The 22,623-nt window shown below is 64.0% G+C and carries 22 protein-coding genes; 4 read left to right on the top strand and 18 right to left on the bottom strand.

Features of this window, described 5'->3' with window-relative positions; genetic code table 11:
• Positions 1-70 precede the first annotated feature (70 nt).
• From ACG2LG_RS03455 to ACG2LG_RS03420, 8 genes are all read right to left on the bottom strand, one after another.
• The gene (locus ACG2LG_RS03455; protein ID WP_396256330.1) at positions 71-1,222 is read right to left on the bottom strand and encodes a hypothetical protein; all 1,152 of its coding nucleotides are present in this window, start codon (positions 1,220-1,222) and stop codon (positions 71-73) included.
• Between the two features lie 61 nt (positions 1,223-1,283).
• Entirely contained in the window at positions 1,284-2,816 is a 1,533-nt protein-coding gene (locus ACG2LG_RS03450; RefSeq protein ID WP_396256329.1) for a hypothetical protein, read from the bottom strand.
• A gap of 28 nt (positions 2,817-2,844) precedes the next feature.
• Positions 2,845-5,295, bottom strand: a complete 2,451-nt coding sequence (locus ACG2LG_RS03445) for an Amuc_1098 family type IV pilus outer membrane protein (RefSeq protein ID WP_396256327.1) — start codon at positions 5,293-5,295, stop codon at positions 2,845-2,847.
• A 59-nt stretch (positions 5,296-5,354) separates the two neighbouring features.
• Positions 5,355-6,311: a bifunctional riboflavin kinase/FAD synthetase gene (locus tag ACG2LG_RS03440; RefSeq protein ID WP_396256325.1), complete on the bottom strand. Its 957-nt coding sequence runs from the start codon at positions 6,309-6,311 to the stop codon at positions 5,355-5,357.
• 57 nt (positions 6,312-6,368) lie between these two features.
• Positions 6,369-6,926, bottom strand: a complete 558-nt coding sequence (locus ACG2LG_RS03435) for a hypothetical protein (RefSeq protein WP_396256324.1) — start codon at positions 6,924-6,926, stop codon at positions 6,369-6,371.
• 8 nt (positions 6,927-6,934) lie between these two features.
• On the bottom strand, positions 6,935-7,669 hold the full coding sequence (truB, locus tag ACG2LG_RS03430; protein ID WP_396256322.1) for a tRNA pseudouridine(55) synthase TruB: 735 nt from the start codon (positions 7,667-7,669) through the stop codon (positions 6,935-6,937).
• Complete coding sequence (locus tag ACG2LG_RS03425) at positions 7,666-8,649, bottom strand: bifunctional oligoribonuclease/PAP phosphatase NrnA (RefSeq protein ID WP_396256320.1); 984 nt, start codon at positions 8,647-8,649, stop codon at positions 7,666-7,668. Before ACG2LG_RS03425 ends, truB begins: the two co-directional genes overlap by 4 nt.
• Positions 8,650-8,745: 96 nt before the next feature.
• Positions 8,746-10,260 carry a phytoene desaturase family protein gene (locus ACG2LG_RS03420; protein WP_396256318.1) on the bottom strand — a complete coding sequence of 505 codons (1,515 nt, stop codon included), beginning with the start codon at positions 10,258-10,260 and terminating at the stop codon, positions 8,746-8,748.
• Positions 10,261-10,333: 73 nt separating this feature from the next.
• On the opposite strand from ACG2LG_RS03420, the gene gluQRS reads away from it, so the two are divergent.
• The 4 genes from gluQRS (at position 10,334) to plsX (ending at position 13,053) form a co-directional block, all read left to right on the top strand.
• Positions 10,334-11,164: a tRNA glutamyl-Q(34) synthetase GluQRS gene (gene gluQRS / locus ACG2LG_RS03415; RefSeq protein WP_396256316.1), complete on the top strand. Its 831-nt coding sequence runs from the start codon at positions 10,334-10,336 to the stop codon at positions 11,162-11,164.
• Positions 11,165-11,228: 64 nt separating this feature from the next.
• Positions 11,229-11,735: a YceD family protein gene (locus tag ACG2LG_RS03410; protein WP_396256314.1), complete on the top strand. Its 507-nt coding sequence runs from the start codon at positions 11,229-11,231 to the stop codon at positions 11,733-11,735.
• On the top strand, positions 11,704-11,931 hold the full coding sequence (rpmF, locus tag ACG2LG_RS03405) for a 50S ribosomal protein L32 (RefSeq protein ID WP_396256312.1): 228 nt from the start codon (positions 11,704-11,706) through the stop codon (positions 11,929-11,931). The genes ACG2LG_RS03410 and rpmF overlap by 32 nt, the downstream gene beginning before the upstream one ends.
• A gap of 81 nt (positions 11,932-12,012) precedes the next feature.
• Entirely contained in the window at positions 12,013-13,053 is a 1,041-nt protein-coding gene (gene plsX / locus ACG2LG_RS03400; protein WP_396256310.1) for a phosphate acyltransferase PlsX, read from the top strand.
• A 78-nt stretch (positions 13,054-13,131) separates the two neighbouring features.
• Here plsX and ACG2LG_RS03395 read toward each other — a convergent pair whose 3' ends face one another.
• The 10 genes from ACG2LG_RS03395 to ACG2LG_RS03350 all read right to left on the bottom strand — a co-directional run bounded on the left by ACG2LG_RS03395 (position 13,132) and on the right by ACG2LG_RS03350 (position 22,594).
• Entirely contained in the window at positions 13,132-13,923 is a 792-nt protein-coding gene (locus ACG2LG_RS03395) for a cytochrome c oxidase subunit II (RefSeq protein WP_396256308.1), read from the bottom strand.
• A gap of 14 nt (positions 13,924-13,937) precedes the next feature.
• The gene (locus tag ACG2LG_RS03390) at positions 13,938-14,153 is read right to left on the bottom strand and encodes a hypothetical protein (RefSeq protein ID WP_396256306.1); all 216 of its coding nucleotides are present in this window, start codon (positions 14,151-14,153) and stop codon (positions 13,938-13,940) included.
• Between the two features lie 7 nt (positions 14,154-14,160).
• A complete protein-coding gene (locus tag ACG2LG_RS03385) occupies positions 14,161-14,361 on the bottom strand; it encodes a hypothetical protein (protein ID WP_396256304.1) in 201 nt (66 codons plus the stop codon).
• Between the two features lie 47 nt (positions 14,362-14,408).
• Positions 14,409-14,774, bottom strand: coding sequence for a cytochrome C oxidase subunit IV family protein (locus ACG2LG_RS03380; protein ID WP_396256302.1), 366 nt, complete (start codon positions 14,772-14,774; stop codon positions 14,409-14,411).
• Between the two features lie 57 nt (positions 14,775-14,831).
• A complete protein-coding gene (locus tag ACG2LG_RS03375; RefSeq protein ID WP_396256300.1) occupies positions 14,832-16,661 on the bottom strand; it encodes a heme-copper oxidase subunit III in 1,830 nt (609 codons plus the stop codon).
• Between the two features lie 21 nt (positions 16,662-16,682).
• The gene (locus ACG2LG_RS03370; RefSeq protein WP_396256298.1) at positions 16,683-18,557 is read right to left on the bottom strand and encodes a cbb3-type cytochrome c oxidase subunit I; all 1,875 of its coding nucleotides are present in this window, start codon (positions 18,555-18,557) and stop codon (positions 16,683-16,685) included.
• A 126-nt stretch (positions 18,558-18,683) separates the two neighbouring features.
• Entirely contained in the window at positions 18,684-19,457 is a 774-nt protein-coding gene (locus ACG2LG_RS03365) for a c-type cytochrome (RefSeq protein ID WP_396256296.1), read from the bottom strand.
• A 19-nt stretch (positions 19,458-19,476) separates the two neighbouring features.
• The gene (locus ACG2LG_RS03360) at positions 19,477-20,241 is read right to left on the bottom strand and encodes a hypothetical protein (RefSeq protein WP_396256294.1); all 765 of its coding nucleotides are present in this window, start codon (positions 20,239-20,241) and stop codon (positions 19,477-19,479) included.
• Between the two features lie 49 nt (positions 20,242-20,290).
• Positions 20,291-21,778, bottom strand: a complete 1,488-nt coding sequence (locus ACG2LG_RS03355) for a cbb3-type cytochrome c oxidase subunit I (RefSeq protein ID WP_396256292.1) — start codon at positions 21,776-21,778, stop codon at positions 20,291-20,293.
• Positions 21,779-21,784: 6 nt separating this feature from the next.
• Entirely contained in the window at positions 21,785-22,594 is an 810-nt protein-coding gene (locus ACG2LG_RS03350) for a c-type cytochrome (protein WP_396256290.1), read from the bottom strand.
• Between the last annotated feature and the right edge of the window lie 29 nt (positions 22,595-22,623).

Genomic DNA, 22,623 nt, shown 5'->3' with positions numbered 1-22,623 from the left:
TCGATCTGCGATCAGGGCGAGCACGAAAAGCGGAGTGACGGAACGGCCATTTCAACAGGCGGTTCCGGTTTCAAGCGTTCTCCCGGGTCGCCTCGCCACTTGGGTCGGTCCCGCCCCCGGCAGGGCGAGAAAGCAGGCCGGGGTTCTCGGCGATCACCTCCGATGCGGCCTGCAACACACGCCGGGCATACCTTTCATCCGGGGCCAGCTGGAGCCGCGTCAGAATCCGTTCCGGATCCGCAATCCCTCGGCAGGAAAGCAATCCGATCACTCCCTGGTCGTCGAGCGGCTGTAGATGGACCGATAGCTCCGAGAGGCGGTCCCGCAAACCTCCACTCAAGGAGGGCACGAAGGAACTCTCCCAGACGTCGCGATTGATCGACACGATCAGGTCCACGCGGGGAGCCTCCTGCCGGATGGTCGCCAGGAATCCGGCGACACGACGGGCACCGTCGGGATCGCCGTGCACGCCCTCGAGTTCGTCGACCACCACGACGACACGCCGGAGCCGGGAAAGAAGGGCCAGCAGGGTGCCGAAACGCTCGGCATCCGCACCGTCGGCCGCGGTCTGAAGCAGACGTCCGACGCGGCCCGGATTCTCCGGCGAGGCGATCGCGTAGCGGAAGAGCGCGGCAATCCAGAAGGCGGTCTGGTTCAATGAACCTTCCGTGAGACGGCTGACCTCCAGGGAAAGGCGGGGACCGAGGACTTCGAAGTTTTCCCGGGTCCAGTGGGCGGTGACCGCCTGGGGGTGGTGAAAGTCGAAGGTTTCGACGGGACGCTTGCGCAGGGCTTCGGTCGCCGCCTCGCGATCCTGGCAGGGCACCTCGCCGGAGACGACGAGCGGCTGGAGACCGCGGGCGAAGAGATGACGGGCATGGAGATCGAGATGCGTGAGCCCGCCCGAGGCCGGCAGCACGCGGGTGAGACATCGCAGGGTATCCTCGACCGCCGCCGCGGGATCGACGTGGCGTCCATCGAGCGGGCGAAGCGGAAGGAACTCGTGACTGCCGGCAAGACCACGCCGGAGCCGTTCGAGGAGGTGGGTCTTGCCGAAACCCGCCCGGGGCGCCATCAGCAGAATCCCCCGCCCCGGCGCTTCCACCGGGGACTTGAGGGCCCGCTCGATGGCGGCACCAGCGCTCGAATTGACCGACCCTGCGTGGGGGACGGCCGCGTGGCCGAGGGTTTCGAAGTAGGGTTGAAGCGAGGGAGCCTGCATGCGCCGGTTGACCGCTCCAGACTGAAAGTCCGGTCCGCTCTCCACAAGGAAAAGAAGCGAATTAGTCCTGCGGCGCGGTCAGGTCGCGGAACTCCTCATCCAAGCCGCGCTCGCCATCGGTGCCGGGCGGAATCGACTCCAGCGTGCCGGCAAGTTGCCGGGCCAGATCGTCGCTCGGCACCTTGGTGGTCCCCGCAAGCTTGACGGTGGCCCAGCGATAACCACCGGCAGCTTTGCCGAACACCCGGGGCACCGCCCGGGTCTCGCTGAGCACGAGAAAAGACTCGGCGATTCCGACTTCGAGTTGCCCGGAAAGTGCGCCCCCCCGGCGTTCCTCGATCCGCCCGCGCACGCGCATCATGCCCTCGGACACGAGGTCGATCTCCTCGAGTGCCACATGGTCCCCGGTCCGGACCACCCGCAGCGTCGATTCCGGATCAAAACTCGGCTGCACGAAACGCGCGGTGTCGAGCACGTCGGCAATCGTTTCGAACATCGGAAAGCGATAGAACTTGAGGTCGGAGCCCGACATTCCCCGCACCGGAACATCGATGCCCAGGGCGTCGAGGCGGGTCACATCGAGGCTCACCCGACCGGTCGAGTCTTCAGGATCGGTCTCAAAAGTGCCTTCGATGATGGTCCCGAGGCCATTCCCGAAGAGGATCAGCGACGGCATGTTCTGCAGCCCGAGACCGAACTCGGCCTTGCCGCCATTCACGGGGATGGCCGGGAAGCCCTCGCCCCGAAGTTCGAACTCCGCATCCTCGACCTCCTCGGGAGCGAGGCGCATGGTGCCGAGGTGGACGCCGTCATGGCTCAGGCGGAAGGAAGCGAAATCCACATCGAAGCGTCCCCAGCGCCCGATCCGGCATTTCCCGCTTTGCAGGATGATGTTGGCCTCGGGACTCTCGGGATTCGCCACCGTGAGGCTCGTGCTGGCCTCATAGACGCCGAATGCCGCGCGCTCGCCGTCGCCAAAGCGAATGTTGAGGCGGCTCACCCGGATCGGCATGCGGAATGGCAGCGGCTCGTCCGGAAGCTCGACACGTGAGGGAGACTCCACCGCACGAAGCACCAGCTCACCACTGCCGGCGCCCAACTGCTGTCCCTGCCATTTCCCGGTGAGATGGCTCGAAACCTTCAGATCGACCCGGGGCGCGTGGACCTTCAAACGCGCGGCCGGCGAATCCTCGGGCCAGGTGAGAATGATGGTGTCGGCGGCGGCATTCACCGGCGTTGCCCGGAATGCCCGCATGTCCAGCTCGGCACCGGTCCAGGCCTCGATCCTCTCGGCCACCTGGTCGCGGTAGCCACTGCTGTTGAGATAGAAGAACCAAGCGATGAAGGCCAGAGCACCGGTCAGCAGGAGCACCATCACGAGGGAGGTCACCACGAGCGTGCGGCGGCGGCGTCTCTTCTCGGCCTCCTTGTGCGGCTGGTGAGACCTCCGCTTGCGCTTCCTGACCCGGACCACCTGACTGCCGTCGGGCCGGGTGACCAGTTGCGGCTCGCCCTCGACGTCCTGACCACCGCGCGCCTGCAGGCGGCTCATCATCTCGTCGATCGAGTAGTTGTCCGGTTCGCTTTCGGGCATGGAGGTCGGACGGGTGGGCGGCTCCACCTCAGGGGTTGAAGGGACGGCCGGCGGCGTCGACGACGCGAACCTTGACCAGGAAGATCACCGCCTTGCTGACCGATGACGTTCCCTTGCTTTGAAACAGGCGGCCCAAGACGGGAATGTCTCCCAGGATCGGCACCTTGTCCTCGTAATTCTCGGTGCGTTCCTCAAGCAGCCCGCCGATCACCATCGTCGTGCCGTCCGCCACCGTGAGGGCGGTTTCCGTCGCCATCTTGGAAAAGACCGGCATCAGGATCTCGTTGTTGGTCACCACCTGCGGCTCGACCTGCCCGAAGAATCCCGCTCCGCCGGCAATGGCTCCCCCGCTGCGGATGGGCGAGCCGTAGTTGATGAAGCCGTCGAAGTCCGTGAGGTTCGGCTTGAGATTGATGTCGACGAAGCGCTTGTCCTTGCTGGCGGTCGGCAGCACCTCGAGGATCACCCCGACCTTGCGCATGTCGAAGGCGGTCGGCGTCGCGGGCGTGACCGGAAAAATCCCTTCGGAATTCGTCCCGACCGAGTTGGGCAGTTCCGGCGGCTCATACTCGGTGGGGTAGATGAACTCACGGATGATCTCGATCGAAGACTGCTGGCCACTGCGGGTCGTGACCGATGGAACGGCGACGACGTCGCTGCCCTTCTTCTGGTCCAGTCCGCGGACGATCATCTGGACCTGACCGTCGGTGAAGAGGCCCGTGAACGACAGGATCCCCGGGGCCACACTGCTGCTCTGGGTCTGCCGGGTGGGGTTGTTGAGGATCGAGTCGATCGAATTCCCCCCGGACCCGAAGTCCCCGGACCGCAGGCCGCCCGTCATGATGTTCTCGACGTTTTGGCCGGCAGCAATCGGAACGCCGGGAATCGCGGTGAAATTCACGGGACTGATGAAGTCCGAGGCGGTGCGCGCCGACCCGCTGCCAATCGTGCCTCCTCCCAGGAACACGCTGTTGGCGGAGAGGCCGAAGGGCGAGAGAATCCAGTCGAAGCCCAGCTCTTCAAGCGTGTCCTGCTGGGTCCGGAGGATGGTCACCTCGACCACCACGGAAGTCGGTTCTTCACTGGCGATGGTATCGACGATCTGCTCGACCAGCGAATGGTTCAGCGGCGTGTTGCGCACCTGCAGGGTGCTGGTGCCCGCGTAGAATGCCGCCGTGGCACCGTCCGGAAACGGAACGCCGAGCTTCTTGAGCTTCTCTTCGGCCGTCAGGCGCTTGCCCATCAATCCCCCATCCTCCTGTTTCGGCGCGAAGGGGTCGAAGTCGGCCTGGCCACCGCCGTCATCGTCGAACGCACTGTTGGTGAGGAAATCCGGAGGCACGCGGTAGGTTCTGGAAACCAACTGCTCGGAATCCGCACCCAGCGGCCGGAAGGTCACGGCGAAAGGCTGGCGAATGGCCTGTGTCCTGGTGGATTCCGCGACGTAATCGACCAGTTGTCCGAGGGTCGCTCCGCGGAGATTGAGGGAGAAGGTGCGCTCGCGAAGCGCCTTGCCGGTTTCCGAGTCGACCCCGCCGACGTCGATCACGAAGTTCACCCCGCGCTCCAAGGGATCGAGTTCGAGCTTGTCGTTCTCGATCGACTGCTGGCGCAGGAAATCCACCGCCTCGGGCAGGGTGACATCTTCCAGAATGGCGACCGGCACGGTGATGGACTCCAGCTTGTCGGCGTAATCGACCACTCCTCCGGCGCCGGCGAGGCCACCACCCCCCCGAAGCGCCATCTCCGGTGGCACCGGCAGCTCCCACTGGCGATCCACTTCGGCGAGCATCTCGGAGCGGGTCTGGTCGTAGGCGGCCCGGTGGTAACTTGAGCGCGCCGCATCGGTGCGCTCCATCCCGCGACGGGCGGCACTGTTGTAGGGGTCGACGCGGAGGACGTCTTGATAGACGGCCCGTGCCTCGTCGAATTTGCCAAGCTCGTACGCCCCGTCGGCCTTGTAGAGAAGCAGCCGGACCTCCTCGATGTTCCCGGTGTGCTCCAGCGAGCTTGCCGGATTCGTCCGAATCGGGTCGAGCAGCTGCTGCTCCATCGCCAGCGCCGCCGGATCGTCCGGGGAAACCTTTTCGTCCAGCACGCCATCGATGACCTGCTGGGCCCCCTCGAGATCCCCGAGACGGCGGAGTTTCCGGGCGCGTTCCACTGATGCCTGGGAAAACCGCTGCAGGGCCGCCTCACGCTGGGCCGCCACCGCGGGGGCGTTTTCCGGCAGGAGATCAATGGCTCCCCGGTAGGCCTCGACCGCGTCGGCGTAGCGTCCGGCTTCATAAGCCTTGTCGCCATTGATCAGCAGTTGTTGGGCCTCCATCGCGGCCTGACCGCGGCGGCTGACCTCGGCCCTCGCCAGATCAGACATGTTCGATTCCTGACCGGAAACATCGCCCAGCGTGCAGAGGATGCCGGCAAAGCCGAAAATCCACCGGACGGGGCGCTCTGTCGGGATGCGAAGGAAAGCCATCGGGTTTCCGGGGGGTTATAGGGACCCGAACCCGCCAGCGTAAGTCGAAAATCGGGAAATTATGTCCCCTCGGATGGACCGCCCGGGGATTCCCGATGCTCATCCAGGACCGCCCGGGCCGCCTGGCAATCCCTGGCAATCTGCCGCTTGAGAGCATCCAGCGAATCGAAGCGCTGCTGGTCCCGGATGCGGCGGACGAATTCCACCTCCATCTTGCGCCCGTAGAGATCCTCCTGCTCGTCGAACAAGTGAACCTCGAGCAACCGGCTTTGCGCATCGACCGTCGGCCGGATGCCCAGGTTCGCGACCCCGTCCGAGGTCACCCCGTCGATACTCGCCCTCACCGCCCAGACCCCGTCCGGTGGATACTGCTCGTCCCCACGCTCGAGATTTGCGGTGGGAAAGCCGATCGTGCGGCCGAGTTTCTGGCCCTCGACGACGGTGCCGGCCACCGTGTAGCGACGACCGAGCATGCGCGAGGCGTCGTCGAGATTGCCGTCGCGGATGGCCTGGCGGATGCGGGTGCTGCTGATCCGGTCACCGCCCATCATCACCGGCGCCACCGCCTCGAAACGGAAGTTCATCGTCGCGGCCAGCGAACCGAGCAGTTGCCGGTCCCCTTCCCGTCGATGACCGAAGCGCCAGTCCTCGCCGGCGCAGATGGTCCGGGTGCCGGCGTCCACCAGCGCCTGGACAAAGTGCTCCCCCCTCACCTTGGCCTGCTCCTGGTTGAAGGGCAGCGCCAGCAGGAAATCGACCCCGAAATCGGCGAGGATGTCCGCCTTGTGATCAAGCGAGGCCAGCAAGCGGCGCGGAGCCTTCTCCGGTGCCAGCACCCACATCGGATACGGGTCGAAGGTCAACACGCCGGCGGAGCCGCCATCCCGGCGCGCCGCGTTCACCGCCCGGGCGATCACCGCCTGGTGCCCCAGATGCACCCCGTCGAAGACCCCGAGCGCGAGATGCACCGGGGCATCCAGCGAAGGAAGTTCAGCGATGGAAGTCAGTCGCTTCACGAAGCAATCCTTACCGGGGTGACGCCCGCTGGCCACCGCAAAGCGGTCCGGCGCCGCTCAGTCGAAACCCAGCCAAACCAGCGAACCCACCACGCCGAGGACGATGACCAGCAGCAGCACCCACAACCAGACCGGCGTGCGGTACTTGATGTGGGGTGTCTGGCGCATGATCTCGCGGTAGTCCGGGGCGAGGATGCGCCGGCCCTTCGGCGCCAGCAGCAGGTAAAGGAAGTAGCCACCGATCAAGCTGCCGATCGGAAAATTGAGGATGGAAAGACCGGCAACAATGATCCCGGGAATCCACGACCACGGTGCCAGACGCCGCAAACCCACGCCGACCACGGCCTGCAGGACAAACACCACGAGGAGAACCCCGATGATCACCAGTTCCGGACCCTGGGGCAGCGAGATGCCACCCCCGCTGGACATGGGCACCGCAAACAGGCCCACGAAGGAGATCGCCACCAGCACCGCACCCAGAATCAGAAGGGTGCCCATCCCCTTCAGGGACGCCTCATGCTTCAGGTGCACCTGGCGGATCCGCTCCGGGTCGGCGATCACCGCCTCCGCCTGGACCTCCCCGACTTCCGGAGCCTTGTAGGGATTCTCCTCCATGTGCCGGACTACGCGCCCCGCATCAGCGAGATTTCCGCAAGACTGATGATCTGCTTGAAAAGCTCATCGCGCGGCGCGGTCTTCAGGGTGTCGACGGTGATCGCGCGGTCCAGCGTGAAACGACCCGAGCGCACCCGCCGCAACGCACTGAGGTGGGCACCGCACCCGAGTTCCTGGCCGATGTCATGGGCGTAGGTCCGGACGTAGAAGCCCTTCGAGCATTCGACGGTGAAGCCGACCTCCGGCAGCTCGACACGATCGATCTGGTAGCGGTCGACGCGCACGGGCCGCGGGTCGCGCTTCACCTCCTGCCCCTTGCGTGCGAGCTTGTAGAGCGGCACGCCGTCCTTCTTGATCGCCGAGACCATCGGCGGAATCTGCTCGAACTCGCCGGTGAACTTCCCGAATGCCGCATCGATGTCCGCGGCGGAAAAACCGGGCACCTCCTTTTCCTCGATCGGCTCGCCCTGCCGATCCTGCGTGGTGGTGGTGGTGCCGAGCGTGAGCGTGCCGACGTATTCCTTGTCCTCGCTCATCAGGAGGTCCTGGATCTTCGTCGCGCGCTGGACCACGAGCATCAGCAAGCCGGTGGCCATCGGGTCGAGGGTGCCGCAGTGGCCGATCTTTTTCGTGCCGAGCGAACGGCGGGCGATCGCCACGACATCGTGGGAGGTCATGTCCGGGGCCTTGTCGACCACCAGAACTCCACTTGGAACATCGGAAACAGGATTTGGTCGGCTCATGATTCAATCTGGGAAAGTTTGGCATCCACCACCTCAAGCACCTTTTTCCGGGCTTCCTCGATCGGGCCCGGCATCCGGATCCCGGCCGCCAACGCATGGCCGCCACCGCCGAACTGCTGGCACACTTCGCAGGCATCGATCCGGCGGTCCTTCGAGCGCATCGAGACCCGGATCTTGCCTCCGTCGAGTTCCTCGAAGAACAGGGCGACGGTCACTCCCTGGATCGCACGGATGATGTCGATCAGGCCTTCGCTGTCCTCGGGCTTGAGTCCGAGCGAGCGGACGGTGTCCATCGTCAGCTGCCAGTGGGCCACGCGTCCCCCGGACCCGACTTCCAGCGTGTTGAGCAGCGAGCGCATCAGCTCCACCCGGCGCATCGGATGGTTGTCGTAGATGAGCGCGTTGATCTTCCCGACCTCGAGGCCACGGCGCACCAGGTCGGCGGCCATTTCATAGGTGGCGCTCGTCGTGCCCGCGTACTGGAACGATCCGGTATCGGTGGAAACGGCAACGTAGATCGCATCTCGGGTTTCCGGTGGCATCGGCAGGCCGAGATCGGTGATGAGATTGTAGAGGATCTGCCCGGTGGCCGGGCTGCCGTCGTCGATGTGGTTCAGATCGCCGTAGCCGGGATTCGACTTGTGGTGGTCGATGTTGATCCAGCGCTCGACATGGCCCACCGCCGCCAGGGCCTTGTCGCCCAGCCGGGGCTTGGTGGCGGTGTCCAGGGCGATCACCACATCGACCTCGATCGGCCCGGCCGACGGCGTTTCGATCCTTTCGGCGCCGGCCATGAAGGCGAGGTTGTCGGGCAGCCCGTCCTCGTTGATCAGGTGGACGGTCTTGCCCATGGCTTCGAGCGCGAACCCGAGGGCGATCTGGGAGCCGATCGCGTCGCCATCCGGTCGCACGTGGCTCAGCAGGGCGAAGCTCTCGCCCTCTTCGAGCCAGCCACCGATTTCTTGAAAAGTCGCGTTCATCAATCCGTTCCTCCGGAAACCGGGGGCGCGGATTCTCCCGATCCGCTCCGCAGGGGCAAGGACAAAGCCGGACAACCCCTCGGGCAATCGGGCGGCTCAGAGAAACGACGGTGCCAGATCCACCCGGTCGTATCCCACGCCGTGGCGGTCGCAGAGCAGGTTCGAGGAGATGCGCCCGCTTTCGTAAATCGTCGGCAGGCCGCTGCCGGGATGGGTTCCGCCACCGACGAGGAACAGGTTCTCGTATCCCTGCATGCGGTTGTGCGGGCGCAGGTAGAGCATCTGGTCGAGGGTGTGGGCGAGATTGAAGGTCGCGCCCATGAAGACATCGAGCCCGTCGCGCCAACCGGCCGGATCGATGATCCGCTCCTCGACGATGTGCTCGCGCAGATCCTTCATTCCGGTCCGCTCCTCGATGCGCTGCAGGATCTTGTCGCGATACTCGCCCTGGAGGTTTTCCCAGTCGTCGCGATACCGGGCGTTGATCGTGGGCACGAGAATGTAGAGGCCGGACTGCCCCTCCGGCGCGACCAGCGGGTCGGTCACGCAGGAATTCCGCACGTAGATGGACATGTCCTCCGACACATCCCGTTCGCCCTGGATCTCACGGACGTTCTTCTCGTAGTCGTCGGCGAAGAGAATGTGGTGATGCGGTTCGTCGCGGTAGATCTTGTCGAGCCCGAGGTAGAGCATGAAGGTCGAGCAGGAATACTTCTTCTTCCCGAGCCGCTCCGGTGCCACCGCCCGACCGTTCATCAGCGAAGTCATGGCGTGAGCGTAGTCGGCATTCACGATCGCATCGTCACACTCGAGCAGTTCGCCGTCCTCAAGCTCGACGCCCGTCACCCGGCTTCCCGAAAACTTGAGTTCCTTGACCCCGGTTCCAAGCCGGATGGTTCCGCCGTGTTCGCGCACGACCTTTGCCATCCCCTCGGAGATGCGGCACAGCCCGCCTTGAACATGGTAGATCCCGTACTTGTACTCGATGTAGGAAAGGATGCTGAAGAGCGCCGGACACTTCCACGGGGACATCCCGAGGTATTTCGCCTGGAAGGTGAAGGCGAGCTTGAGCCGGTCGTCGGTGAAGTAGTGGTCGAGGACGTCGACCACCGACCTCGCTGTGGCGACGTAGGGCAGCGCGGGCACGAGCTTGGTGCTGAAGAAGGACCGGAGCTGATGGTAGGGTCGCTGGAGGCAGGGAAAGATCGCCTTGAGCTTGCCGGCATGGTCTTCCATGAAGCGTCCGTAGCCGACCTCATTGCCCGGAAAGGCGGCGGCGACATTCTCCGCCATCCGGCTTTCGTCCGAGGTCGTCTCCATCGACAGGTCGCCCCACGAAAGGCGCGTCATCGGATCGAGCAGGACCAGGTCCATGTAGTCCTCCGGACTGCGCCCGGCTTCGCGAAAGACCTCGTCCAGGGTGAACTTCTGGTGCAGGAAGGTCGGGCCGGTATCGAAGGAAAAGTCGCCGACCTTGAGTTCCGCATTGCGCCCGCCGACACGGTCCTTTTTCTCGACGATCGTCACGTCGAAGCCTCGACTGGCGAGGATCATCCCCGCTGTCAGTCCTCCGGGGCCGGCCCCGACGATCACCACTTTTTTCGCACTCATTTGCCTTGAACGGCACATTCTTAGGCGCTCCTTGCTTGTCGCGCTAACAAAATTTCCCACCCTTTGCCAGATCGTGAGCGTCACCCGTTTCGCCCCCAGTCCCACCGGTTTTCTGCACCTGGGCCATGCCTACGCCGCCCGAGTGGCCCGGGATATGGCATCAGACGGGGGCTACCTGCTCCGCTTCGAGGACATCGACCACACGCGGGTCCGCTCCGAATACTACGACGCCGCGAGGCGGGACCTTGAATGGCTCGGCCTGCAACCGGACCGCGAAACCGACGCCCAGCTCGGGCGAAGCGACCGCCATGGAGCCGTCCTCGAGCAGTTGCGAGCGCTGGAAGCCGTTTACCCCTGCTACTGCACGCGGAAGGAGGTTGAGGCCGAGATCGCCTCGATGACGGCAGCACCGCACGGGCCCGAGGGGCCGCTGTACCCGGGAACCTGTCGCCGCCTCGACCCCGGTCAGCTTACCGAGTTCGAGGAAATGGGACGGCAACCAGCCTGGCGACTCGATGCGGAAAGGGTCGCCCGGCTCACCGGGCCGTTGACCATTCACGACCGCCGCCACGGCGAGGTCGAGGTGGATCCGGGCCTGCTCGGCGATCTGGTGCTGGCCCGGAAGGACATCGGCACCTCCTACCATCTGGCCGTCGTGGTCGACGATGCGGACGACGGCATCACGTTGGTCACCCGCGGCGAGGATCTTCTGCCGGCCACGCATGTTCACCGGATGCTCCAGAAACTGCTCGGACTGCCCGAGCCGGAATATTTTCATCATCCGCTGATCACCGACGAAACCGGACGCCGTCTGGCAAAGCGCGACGACGCCCGTTCGATCCGGCACTACCGGGACCAGGGGCTGCGGCCGGACGAGGTCCTGACGATGCTGCCGCCGGACTGAATCCCGCGGACGTCCCGGCCTTCTCCGGATTGGACAATCGCCGCCCATCACCGATGATGCTCCCATGAGCGCCAAACGCCTCCTGATCGACCTCAAGATGCTGCCCGAGGAGGGCAAGGATCTCGAAGGAGAGCTGCCTGCGGAAATTTTCGACCTTCCCAAGGGCGATGCCGTGCCCACCGGCCCGCTCCGCTACGAGCTGAGGGCCCAGCGTTTCGGCTCCGAACTGCTGCTGACCGGTTTCCTCTCGGCACCCTTCGAATTCACCTGCGTGCGGACCCTCCATCCCTTCGTGCAGACCATCACCCTCGAGCAGGCCGCCGTTTCTCTGGAAATCGAGGATGGCGGTCCCATCGACGCCACCGACGCCCTCCGCGAGGAGGTTCTGATCCACTTTCCTTCCGATCCGCGCTGCGACGAGGGGGACGAACCCCAGCAATGCGAGATCGATCCTCGATATTTGGCGGTGGACAAACCGGGGGTGGATGCGGTAGAGACCGCGCCCCGCGAGGCAACAGACGACCGATGGTCGGCCCTCGATGCCCTCAAGAACACCGATCCCGACCACTAACTCACTTTTTGTCATGGCCGTACCCAAGCGTCGACAGTCCAAAAGCCGCCAGAAAATGCGCCGAGGCGCCAACCGCTGGCGCGCGCCGATCTTCAAGACCTGCCCCGAGTGCGACAGCCGCGTGCCGTCCCACATCGCCTGCCCGTCCTGCGGCTACTACCGCGGCCGGAAGGTGCTTGAGGTCGATTCGTTCTAAGCCCCCCGGGCCGGACTCCTTCCATCGCCGCCCCGGGGATTCCCGGCGCGGTGATTTTCTATTTCCGGACCCCCAGATTCGATGAGAGTTGTGCTCGATGTGATGGGCGGTGATCGCGCCCCGGAGGTCAATCTGGCCGGTGGTGCCGATGCCCTCGGTCGATACCCGACCCTCGAACGACTGTTCCTCGTCGGCGACAAGGACGTCATCGAGCGGGAAGCTCCCAACCACGGACTCGACCTCTCCGACAAGCGTGTTGAAGTGGTTCATGCTCCCGAGGTCGTCGGGATGTCCGAACCCGGGGCCAAGACGATCCGGCGCAAGAAGCAGTCGTCGATCTCGGTCGGCATGGACCTGGTCAAGGCCGGCGACGCCCAGGCATTCGTGTCGGCTGGAAACACCGGCGCCTGTGTGGCCGCCGCCCAGCTCAAGCTCCGGTTGATCGCCGGAATCGAGAGGGCCGGCATCGCGACCGGTCTGCCGAACGACTTCGGCCCCTGCCACCTGCTCGATGCCGGGGCCAACCCCGAGGCCAAGCCTTCCCACCTCCTCGGCTACGCGATCATGGGCGCGGCCTTCTCCAGCGGCGTCTACGGCGTCGACAAACCCCGTGTCGGACTGATGTCGAACGGCGAGGAAGACGAGAAGGGCACGGCTTTCACCAAGCAGACCTTTGCGATGCTGAAGGAGTTCGAGGCCAGCGGCCGGGCCCCCTTCGAGTTCGTCGGCAACATCGAGGGGCACCACCTCTTCGACACCAAACTCGATGTCTGCCTCTGCGACGGCTTCGTCGGCAACGTGGTCCTCAAGAGCTGCGAAGCCACCGCCAAGACCCTTTCCAAGAGCCTGAAGGCCTCCCTTACCGCCTCACCGCTCCGAAAGCTCGGCGCCCTGCTGGCCCGGGGTGCCTTCGCCGAACTGAAGGAAAAGATGAGCGCCGAGGCCTACGGCGGAAGCCCGCTGCTCGGCGTCAACGGCACGGTCATCATCGCCCACGGCGGTTCCACCGCCCTCGCGATCCGCAACGCCATCCGCACCGCGGTCGAAAGCGTCGACCACAAGGTCAACCGCCACATCGCGGAAGCGCTGGAAATGATTCAGCGAGTCGGTCAGGAGCCCTGATCTCCCGAGGCCACTTTCGCGAAACTCCCGGCCGTCGCGACGGTCCAGCCAGGCGAACGGGCCGAACCAACCGCGGATTCAGCGAAGCGCGACCTTCTCCGGCGTGTTGGCCTTGAGCGAAGCCGCCGACTGCTGGCCGGCCCACTCGTTGAAGGCCGAGGCCGAGATGACCTCCATGTTCCCCGCCATCCGGGCGTGACCGTCGCCACAGAGCTGGGCGCAGACGACGTAAGTCTCCATTTCCTCGGTCGGCGTGAACCACATCGGGATCTCCCGGCCCGGAATCGCGTCCTGCTGGATGCGCATCGGCACGATGGCGTAGCCGTGAATGACGTCGTTGGAGGTGATGTTGAGGATCGCGGGCCGGTTGACCGGCAGCTTCAGGACCGAGGCAATGAAGTCGTCGTGGGCATTCGGATCATCGAGGTCGATACCCGGGTCCATGTTCGAGGTCTTGAGGCGGTGGTCGATGCGACCGAACTTCCCGTCCTCACCCGGGTAGTGATAGGTCCAGCCATACTGGTAACCGATCACCCGCACCCTCACCGGGTCCTGCTGCTGGACCACCTCCCAGGTGTCGGTCCGTTCCTTCCACAAGGGGAAGGCGAAACCGAGAAGAAGCACCGCTTCGAGAATCACGATGCCGATCTCGAGGTGCGACGAAACGTGGTTGCGCACGCCGTGGTAGGAGGCCTTGGGATTCGCGCCCTGGCGGAAACGCACCAGACAGAAGAGGAGGAACAGCGTCCAGCCGATGAACAAGGCGATCATCAGCCAGTGGACCACGTCCATCATGTGATCGACGCGTCCGCCATGCGTGGAGAACGACTCGGGGATGCCGAGGAATTTCGAGGGACTCAGGGAGGTCATGAATGGGAAGGCAATCAGTGGGTGGAAACGGGCTCGGGGCCGTCATCCCGAAGCTCGGGATCCAGCGCCTCGTGCTCACGGCGGGCGATGCGCACCATGAAGAAGCCGATCGTGCCGAGCATCCCGAGGATCACCACAAGCAGGAACATGATCGACCACCCGGCCGCGTTGGGACCGTTGCTGTCGACGAAGTTCTGGGCACAGGTGGTGCAGGCGATGAAGGCATTCATGGCGGTGTCAGAGGAGGATGTTTCGTGCTTTGCGGTAGAAATAGACGCCGTAGACCGGCATACCGACCGAACCGAGGGCACCGATCACGCCGAGGCCGGTCATGGTCACGCTGGTCTCACCCGAGAACCCGAAGGCCCAGACCGCAAGGAACAAGAACAACAGGGTGGTGACGGTCACGAAGACGATGTGAAAAGCGCGGAGTGACATGGTGAAGAATGATAAGTGCCGAATGGTGAATGACAAATGGACTTCGACTATTCGGAGATGACCGCAGACGGCTGGCCGCCGGTGGAAAACCCGTCGTAGTGGATGGGATCACCTTTCGCGAGGAAGATCAGGGCGACCATCGCTGCTCCGAAGAAAAGCCCCATGCCGAAGAGCCAATAGACCCAGACCTTCTCGTGGTTGAGGTGCATGAAGATCAGGGCAACCAGCGTGGCCTTGGTGGTCGCGATCAACAGACCGAGGATCATGTCCCACACATCGAAGCCGTGCCCGCCGATGTCCATCCACGGAATCGTGGCCACCATCACGGTCAGCACCGTGCCCACGAAAAGAGCACCACCGATGATGAGGTAAAGCCGGATGGACTTCTTGATTTCTTCAGGACTGTCGGCCATGGAATCTAGGATTTTGGAATTTGAAATTCATCATTCGTCATTGCGACCGCAGGCCGCCTACATCAGGTAGAAAATCGGGAACGCGAAGATCCAGACGAGGTCGACGAAGTGCCAGAACAGGCCGCCCACCTCGACGCGGTTGGCGAGCCACTCGGGATTCGTCAGATACATCCTGCGACCAAAGAAGAGGTAGTAGCCCAGCACGATCGCTCCTCCCACGACGTGCAGGCCGTGAAGTCCGGTGATGGTGAAGTAGATCGCATAGTAGGAATTCCACTTCGGGGTGAATTTCGACTCGAGAAGGATCTCGGCACGCGGGATCGCGATATGAGGGAAGCTCCGGGCTTCATAATTCGGCCCCATGAAGTGCTCCTTGAGCCCCATCTTCACCTTGGGCGGGGCGTTGGCGTTGTCGGCCAGCTCGATCGTCGGCAATCCCTCCCCGCCCTGCTCCCTGTGAGCCTCGATCGCATCCATGTAGTAGGCGATTTCCTGCCAGCCCATGCGGTAACGGTCCTTCTCTGTCGGGACGCGGTTCTTCTTGGCGAGGATCTCCTCCAGCTGGCCGACGGCCTGCCGATGCAAGGTCCACAGGTCGGCGACGACCGGGTTCTCCTTCACCAGCCAGGAGTTCTCGATGGCGATCTCGGGATCGAGGTTCTTCTTCTCGGCATCCATCGCCAGGTGCTGGAAGTCGATGCCGTCGACCTCGTGGAAATCGACCGGACTCGGCTTGTAGGTGCCCGTCAGGGCCGTGCCGTCCCTAAGCGCGATCGACGTGTTGTCCGGCTTGTAGTCGGTGATCACGTTGCGGCCCTTGTGGCGGACGACGATGGGCTTGTCGCTTTGGAAGCTGGCTGAGTTCGGGGCCGGAAGCTCGCGGCTGGCGTAGGTGACGCCGTCGATCAGCACCTCGACGCTATCCCCGTTGCCGAGCTTGACCGAATCGATACTGACATCTTGGGCCATCTTCGCCCTCATCCCGGCCTTCCAGCGGGTGTAGGCCAGCTTGCGCTCGTCGGCCTCCAGTTCGAAGCCCTTGGGATAGGCAGCCGCAAAGGCCGCCTCGCCGAGCAGGTCGTTCTCCTCGACGTCCGCCCACTTGATCTCCCAGGCAGCCCGCAGGTATTTTTTGCGGGCCGTGGCATTCCGGACGGCGTTGTCCTTGTAGGCATCGGCGATGGCTTCCAGAAGGTCGAGGCTGAGCACTTCGCCCTTGGCGAAGACCAGTTCCGGCTTTTCCTCACCCGGTGCATTGAAATCCATTTTCTCTGCCAGGGTGATCGTCGCCCCGTCGTGCTCGGCATGGGCGAGCAACTCCTCAAGCCAGGGCTTGTAGTAGCGGTTGAGGTTGAAACTGGCGGACTCCACCGCGAACACGTGCTGGTTGATGGCGATCTTGTCGCCGTCAAGGTCGAGGACATAGTCACCCTCCCCATGGTCCGCATCCCCGTGATCGGTGCCGTCCTTCTTCTCCTTGAGATAGCTGGCGTGCCCCTCGACCATCGTGAAGTCGACCATCCGGACCGCCTGGTGCTTGAACTTCACACCGTATTCAACGGCCTTGAAGCCCATGAAGACCAGAGCGCAGAGGACCGTCGCCCCCATGAAGATCTGGAAGTTCCGCCAGTTCCGCATCTTCAGCGAAGCCCAGGCGAAGACGACCGTCACCGACGAGGCGATCAGGATGAAGGTGTTGATCAGGCCGGGCAGCACCGGAAGGGTTCGCTCGGGCCAGGGATAGTCGGCTCCGATCCGGAGGAAGACGTAGCCCGAGAACAGGCCACCGAAGAGCATGACCTCCGAGGCGAGGAACAACCAGATGGCGATCTTCGAGTTGAAGAGCCCGGTGTCCTTGCGCGGATTGACGACGTAGGGGATTTCCATGTCTGGGTAGCAAAAAGGTGATCAGTGTGCGGCGGGGCTTTCCTCCGGCTTATCCGCCGGCCTGGGTGCCTCGATCCACTGGGGAAGAAAGTCCTCGTCGTGGTCGGGCCGGCTGTATTCGTACGGTCCGCGGTAAACGACCGGATCGGTGGTGAAGTTGCCGTGACCCGGAGGCGTGGGAGTCGCCCACTCGAGCGTGGTGGCGTTCCAGGGGTTGTCGCTCCCGACCTTGCGGCCGAAGAACTTGCTCCAAACCAGGTTGACGAGGAAGGGAATCTGGGCCAGCGCCATCAGCCAGGCGCCGTAGGACATGACGATGTTGAGATCGATGTGCTCGGCAACGGTCTGGCCGAAGACGTTCGCGCTGTCGGGATCCACGGCGAGGTAGGAATCACCGCCGTTGTACCAGCGACGGTGGAATCCGGCCATGCCCTGCGTCAGCATCGGGAAGAAGATCATGTTCATGCAGATCAGGCTCGGCCAGAAATGCAGGTGGCTGAGGGTCCGGCTCATGAACCGGCCGGTGATCTTCGGGAACCAGTGATACACCCCGGCGAAGAGACCGAAGAGGATGCCGGGCGCCACCACGTAGTGGAAGTGGCCGATCACGTAGTAGGTGTCGTGGAGGTGCAGGCCGACGAGGTTGAAGGCCAGCGGCAGACCGGTGAGACCGCCGATGCCGAACATCGGCAGGAAGGCGCAGGCCCAGATCATCGCCGGCGTGAAGCGGATGGAACCCTGCCACAGTGAAATGATCAGCGAGGTCAGAAGGATCACCGAAGGGATCGAGATCAGCACCGTGGTGATCTGGAAGAAAGTCGAAACCACCGGACCCATGCCGGTCATATACATGTGGTGGGCCCAGACGATGAAGGAGAGGAAACCGAGGACCAGGACCCCGTAAACCATCGCCTTGTAGCCCCACAGCGGCTTGCGGGTGTTGGCCGGGATGATTTCCGCCACGCAGGCGATCGCCGGCAGCAGGAGGACGTAGACCTCCGGGTGACCGAGGAACCAGAAAAGGTGCTGATACAGCAGCGGCGAACCCCCACCCGAAATCTCCAGCAACCCCTCGGCCTGCGTGTAGAGCCCGGTGGGCATGAAGAAGGAGGAACCGGCGACCCGGTCCATCAGCTGCATGATGCCGGCAGCCTCGAGCGGCGGGAACGCGAGCAGGAGCAGGAAGCCGGTCACGAGCATCGCCCAGACGAAGAACGGCATCCGCATCCAGGTCAGGCCGCGGGCGCGGAGGTTGATGATGGTGGTGATGAAGTTGACCGACCCGAGCAGCGACGAGGTGATCAGCAGCACCAGACCGATCAGCCACTGGGTCTGGCCCGCGAGCCACTGGTTGACGATCTGCCCGTCGGCGATGCCTGCCAGCGGCGAGTAGTTCGTCCAGCCGGACTTGGCCGCACCGGACTCCATGAAGAACGAGCCGCACATGATCAGGCCGCCGGCGAGGTAGATCCAGTAGCTCATCATGTTGAGCTTCGGGAACGCCATGTCGGGTGCGCCGATCTGCAGCGGCGTGACGTAGTTTCCGAAGGCCCCGAAGCCGAGCGGAACCACGCCGAGGAAGACCATGATGGTGCCGTGCATGGCGCCGAACATGTTGTAGGCGTCGCCGGTAAGCTTGCCGTCCTGCAGCCAGCGGGCCTCCCAGCCCTCCGGGAAGAACATCGCGATCCAGCCGGGAAGCGGCTCGTGCGGGAAGGCGATGCTCCAGCGCATCGCGATCATCAGGAAAAAGCCAAACAGCAGGAAGGCCCCGGCGGTGATGCCGTACTGCAGACCGATCATCTTGTGGTCGGTCGAGAAAATGTACTTCCGCACGAAACCAGGATCGTGGTGCTCGTCGTGATGGTGCTCGTCGTGGGTGGCAGTGGCGCTCATGGGCGAAAGTTGGGCTGGAGTGAACGCAAAAAAGGCGTCTTGGAAAGCAAAATATGCGGAGTAGGGTGAACTATTCTGAAACTGTATGGGTTTGATCGACCGGATCGATTCTAACGCCAGCGAAAATCAACCCGCGGCGCCCTCCACCGGTTGCAGGCTGACCGGATCGATCATCATGGTCGGATCCAGCGGCTCGCCTTCGAGCGGAGCGAGGTACTTCTCGTCGAGTTCGTCCTTGCTGAGCGGCTGGTTCGGATCCGAACGTTCCTCAGCGAGTTTCAAGGCGTGGGCGGCCATCTCCTCGGTGATCACGTCACCCGCTTCGTTACCGAAGGAGTTTCGGACGTAGGTCATGACCCCGGCGAGGTCGACCGCCGTCATGCCGGCCTTCTGGGAAGGCATCACGCCGTAGTCCTTGCCGCTGCTCGAGGGTCCCATGAGGCCGCCAAGGATGATCATCGAAAACCGCTGCGTTTCGCCCAGTGCCCACTCACTCCCGGCCAGCGACGGATACGCCGGTCCGCCCTTGCCGTCGCCACCGTGGCAACCCTGGCACTTCGAGCTGTAGATCTTCTGGCCCTTCTTGATGTAAACGGCGAGCGCCTCGGCCGGTGGCGGGCCCTGCGCGCCGTCCTCGCTGAGGTCGAGGCGGACGTAGCCCGGCTTCACGGTCTGGTCGTAGTCGAAGAGCGATCCGAGCGAGCCGATGTTCCCCAGCGCGAGACCGGCGAAGATGAAAATCACCGCGCAGGAGGCGAAGATCCACAGCGACACGGGCTCGCGTCCTCCCTCATCGACGTGCTTCTCGCGCGAAACCGCCGCGGCCTCGCGCAGCATGCGGTCGTGGGATTCGGTGACGTTCAGCGAGTCGTCGAGATCAGGCTTGTTGGATTCTTGCATCGGAGATCAGAAGGAATGTTCAGCCCTGCGGACCGTCGGTGGCTGCGGGCGGCGCGTAGTCCATGGCGGCCGGCACGGGATCATCGTGGCGCAGCGACAGCAGGTAGCTCACCAGGGCGTCCGCCTTGTCACCGGGCACCACCTCCCAGCCGTCCTCGACCGGCACGTCAAGGGCATCGTCGGAGGGTTGCCCCATGATTTCGCGCTCTTCGAACAGGAAGGGCATCGAGGGGCACGACGACCAGTAAAGTTGGGGAAAAAGCCGCGGATTGTAGAGGTGCTTGTAGAGATAGTCCGCCACCCGTCCGGCAACGACTCCTTCGGCGAGATCCCCCTCCTGGGAATCCTTCGCCTGCTGCCGGATCCGGGCTTCGATTCGAGGCACGAGATTCATCAGATCAGGTCCCACACGGGTGTTCCCGATCATCGCGAAATCAAGTCCGCTGTAGTCGAAAACGTTCGATTCGCGGCGGCTGTCGATGCCATCCGGGTGGATCGTCGGCGACAGGCCGCCCACGTCCGGGCGGGCAAGGTCCATGCCCGCATAGGTCGGCCGCACGACCTGCGTGTGGCACTGGTAGCAGCCGTTCGCCGCATACACCGCCGCGCCGTTCACCACGCGTCCGGCCCGCTTGGGGTGGTAGATCCCCTCCTTCTCGTCGACCCCCTCCTGGAACGAGACCGGTGACGGCGTGCGGAGCTTGAAGAACGGCACGACGACCACCGACAGCCAGGCAAGGCCGAAGCTGGCAGTGAGACCGATGGCAAAAAGGCGGAAGGACATGGAATGGGAATGACGAATGATGAATTTCCGAATGACGAATGGGCCGCAATCAGTGGGCGGAGGCGGTGCCGGTGTTGTCGATGTCGCCCTCCGGTCCGTGGGGGCTTCCCGAGTGACGGTGGACCAGCAGCGTCGGATGGGAGCTGCGGCGACCGAGCCGGAGCCACATCAGCGTAAGGTGAATGAAGAAGAAGAAATTCGAGATCAGCAGGAAACACCAGGCCACTGTGTTCAGCACGGCGTAGGGATACACCGTCGAAGAGGCGTTGTACCAAAGTGAATCGTAGGTCGTCTCCTGGGCGACCCCCTGCATCAGCGCGCCGAACAGCGTGACGACCACGATCGAAATCACCCCGTAGATCGAGACGAAGAAGTGCCACTTGATCAGGCGGCGGGACAACCACTCCCGGCGGGTGATGCGCGGAACGATGAAGTAGATCGCGCCGAAGGCAACGAAGCTGAAGAAGCCGTAAACGCCCAGCACGTCGAAGCCGTAGTTGGCGATCGTGAACTGCGTCACGGTGGCGATTCCCGGGCTGTTCAGCAAAAGGCTGGCGGCTCCCAGGGCAAGCAGGAACACCAGGCCCCAGACCGTGAACCGGAGGGTGGGGCTCACATTCACCGTTTCCCCGTCGGCAGCCGCCGTCTTCAGCAGGTTGATCCCCGCGACTGCCGCGGGAACCGCGAAGAGGATCGCGGCAAACGCCCCGAGGTAGGGCAGGAAGTTCGGTATCGGGGCCCCGGTCAGCTTCTGCAGGCCGGCCCAGGGCGCGATGATGGCGAGGCTCCAGAAACCGATCAACGACAGCGCGTAGTTGTAAACCGGACGGCCGGTGACCTTGGGCACGAGATAGTAGGCCATGCCGATGGCGACCGGAGCGAAGAACAGCAGCAGCATCGCCGAGTGGAACCACGCGTTGACCCCGGCCGCACCGAGCGGGCTGCCGGAAAAGCCGTGAACCAGGAAGTGGGCGGAACCGAAGAACCAGGGGAACCAGATCAGCGCCGCCATCAGGTACCACTGCGAGATGTAGGTGTGCCCTTGCGGCCGGACCTTGAACTGGACCATCGACCAGATGGTGATCGCGATGTAGGACAGCAGCATGGGGATCCATGCGAAGGAGGGCATCTCCATCCACGGCATGCCGGTGCCTCCACCGGCAAGGATGCCGATCACCCCGAGGGACAACGCGAGGTTCCAGACGTGTCCGGCCATCAGGATGGTGCCGGCGTTGCGGCAGGGCTGGCGCGACAGGCGCGACATCAGCCAGATGATCATGCCGAAGGCCGCCTGACAGCCCCATCCGTAGACCAGCGCCGTCTCGTGGGCGGGCTGGACCCGGCCATAGGTCATCCACGGGCAGCTGTCCCAGAAGCCGGGGCTGTGGACCTTGGCCGAAGAGATGATGCCGAGCAGGATCGCGACGGCCAACCAGGCGGCGCCGCTGGTGAAGAAGAACATCACGGGGTGACGCAGCGAGCGGTCGATCTCGCTGCGGAGCCGGATGTCGTCGGGTGAATCGGAAGGCGCGGACATGATGGATCAGGAGCCTGGGGCCACGGGGATGAGGTCGCCCTGGGTGAGCATCGGTTTGCCGATCTCGGAGCGGAGCATTTCCACCTGCTCGGGCAGGACCGGCGGAGCGGAGTTGCCGAATGAGTTGCGGATGTAGGTCAGCACCGCCGCGACATCCGCGTCGCTCTGGGCGGCCCCCATGGGCGCCATCGGTGCCGGAAAATTGTACTCCTTGCCGGAAACCACCAGCGGCCCCTGCAGGCCGCGCATCTGGATGCGGATCAGGTTCGATACCGGCCCCGCCACCCAGTCGGCCCCGGCCAGCGGCGGCCCGACCGGTCCTCCTTCGCCGTTCGCCCCGTGGCAGGCCATGCAGACCATGTAGAGCTGCTGGCCCTTCTCCATCACGGCCGGATCGGGAGCCGTCCCGGCTTCCGGAGTGAGCGCGTCGACGGCGGCGAGATCCACCTCGCCACCCGCTGCCGCCAGTTCCTCGGCCGCGGCGGAACCGGGAACCACCCAGGCCGGATCATCGACCTTGGTCGGGGTCGATCCGACAAGCTGGCCGCCCAAGTGCTCGAACACCCCTTGCGGGTGGAGTTGAACGATGGATCCCTCCTCGATCACCTTGGGCGCCAGGTTCGCCTTCTGGGCGGCCTCGACCTCGGCCAGGGTCTTCAGGCGCACCTTGCGGGCGGACTCCTCGAGCGGGTCGGGCGCATCACCACCGCCGACGAAGAAGCGGGTGACCAAAAGCACCACAAAGAAGAGCAGGATCACGCCGATGCCCCACCAGAAGGCGGAGAAGCGGACGAGCGGATTGTCGTGGGAAGACATGGGGCAAAAGCTGAAATGCTGAAAACGGA

The organism is Haloferula sp. A504 (genome assembly GCF_044385805.1).
Lineage (GTDB): Bacteria > Verrucomicrobiota > Verrucomicrobiia > Verrucomicrobiales > Akkermansiaceae > Haloferula.
This window is presented reverse-complemented; position numbering and strand designations above follow the sequence as displayed.

Coding starts and splice junctions, on each gene's coding strand:
- ACG2LG_RS03410 (WP_396256314.1), top strand. CDS start 11,229: ATGAGCGCCAAACGCCTCCTGATCGACCTCAAGATGCTGCCCGAGGAG.
- ACG2LG_RS03370 (WP_396256298.1), bottom strand. CDS start 18,557: ATGAGCGCCACTGCCACCCACGACGAGCACCATCACGACGAGCACCAC.
- ACG2LG_RS03425 (WP_396256320.1), bottom strand. CDS start 8,649: ATGAACGCGACTTTTCAAGAAATCGGTGGCTGGCTCGAAGAGGGCGAG.
- truB (WP_396256322.1), bottom strand. CDS start 7,669: ATGAGCCGACCAAATCCTGTTTCCGATGTTCCAAGTGGAGTTCTGGTG.
- rpmF (WP_396256312.1), top strand. CDS start 11,704: ATGCCCTCAAGAACACCGATCCCGACCACTAACTCACTTTTTGTCATG.
- ACG2LG_RS03455 (WP_396256330.1), bottom strand. CDS start 1,222: ATGCAGGCTCCCTCGCTTCAACCCTACTTCGAAACCCTCGGCCACGCG.
- ACG2LG_RS03450 (WP_396256329.1), bottom strand. CDS start 2,816: ATGCCCGAAAGCGAACCGGACAACTACTCGATCGACGAGATGATGAGC.
- ACG2LG_RS03375 (WP_396256300.1), bottom strand. CDS start 16,661: ATGGAAATCCCCTACGTCGTCAATCCGCGCAAGGACACCGGGCTCTTC.
- ACG2LG_RS03435 (WP_396256324.1), bottom strand. CDS start 6,926: ATGGAGGAGAATCCCTACAAGGCTCCGGAAGTCGGGGAGGTCCAGGCG.
- ACG2LG_RS03395 (WP_396256308.1), bottom strand. CDS start 13,923: ATGACCTCCCTGAGTCCCTCGAAATTCCTCGGCATCCCCGAGTCGTTC.
- ACG2LG_RS03445 (WP_396256327.1), bottom strand. CDS start 5,295: ATGGCTTTCCTTCGCATCCCGACAGAGCGCCCCGTCCGGTGGATTTTC.
- ACG2LG_RS03350 (WP_396256290.1), bottom strand. CDS start 22,594: ATGTCTTCCCACGACAATCCGCTCGTCCGCTTCTCCGCCTTCTGGTGG.
- ACG2LG_RS03390 (WP_396256306.1), bottom strand. CDS start 14,153: ATGAATGCCTTCATCGCCTGCACCACCTGTGCCCAGAACTTCGTCGAC.
- ACG2LG_RS03385 (WP_396256304.1), bottom strand. CDS start 14,361: ATGTCACTCCGCGCTTTTCACATCGTCTTCGTGACCGTCACCACCCTG.
- ACG2LG_RS03355 (WP_396256292.1), bottom strand. CDS start 21,778: ATGTCCGCGCCTTCCGATTCACCCGACGACATCCGGCTCCGCAGCGAG.
- ACG2LG_RS03380 (WP_396256302.1), bottom strand. CDS start 14,774: ATGGCCGACAGTCCTGAAGAAATCAAGAAGTCCATCCGGCTTTACCTC.
- plsX (WP_396256310.1), top strand. CDS start 12,013: ATGAGAGTTGTGCTCGATGTGATGGGCGGTGATCGCGCCCCGGAGGTC.
- ACG2LG_RS03365 (WP_396256296.1), bottom strand. CDS start 19,457: ATGCAAGAATCCAACAAGCCTGATCTCGACGACTCGCTGAACGTCACC.
- ACG2LG_RS03420 (WP_396256318.1), bottom strand. CDS start 10,260: ATGAGTGCGAAAAAAGTGGTGATCGTCGGGGCCGGCCCCGGAGGACTG.
- ACG2LG_RS03360 (WP_396256294.1), bottom strand. CDS start 20,241: ATGTCCTTCCGCCTTTTTGCCATCGGTCTCACTGCCAGCTTCGGCCTT.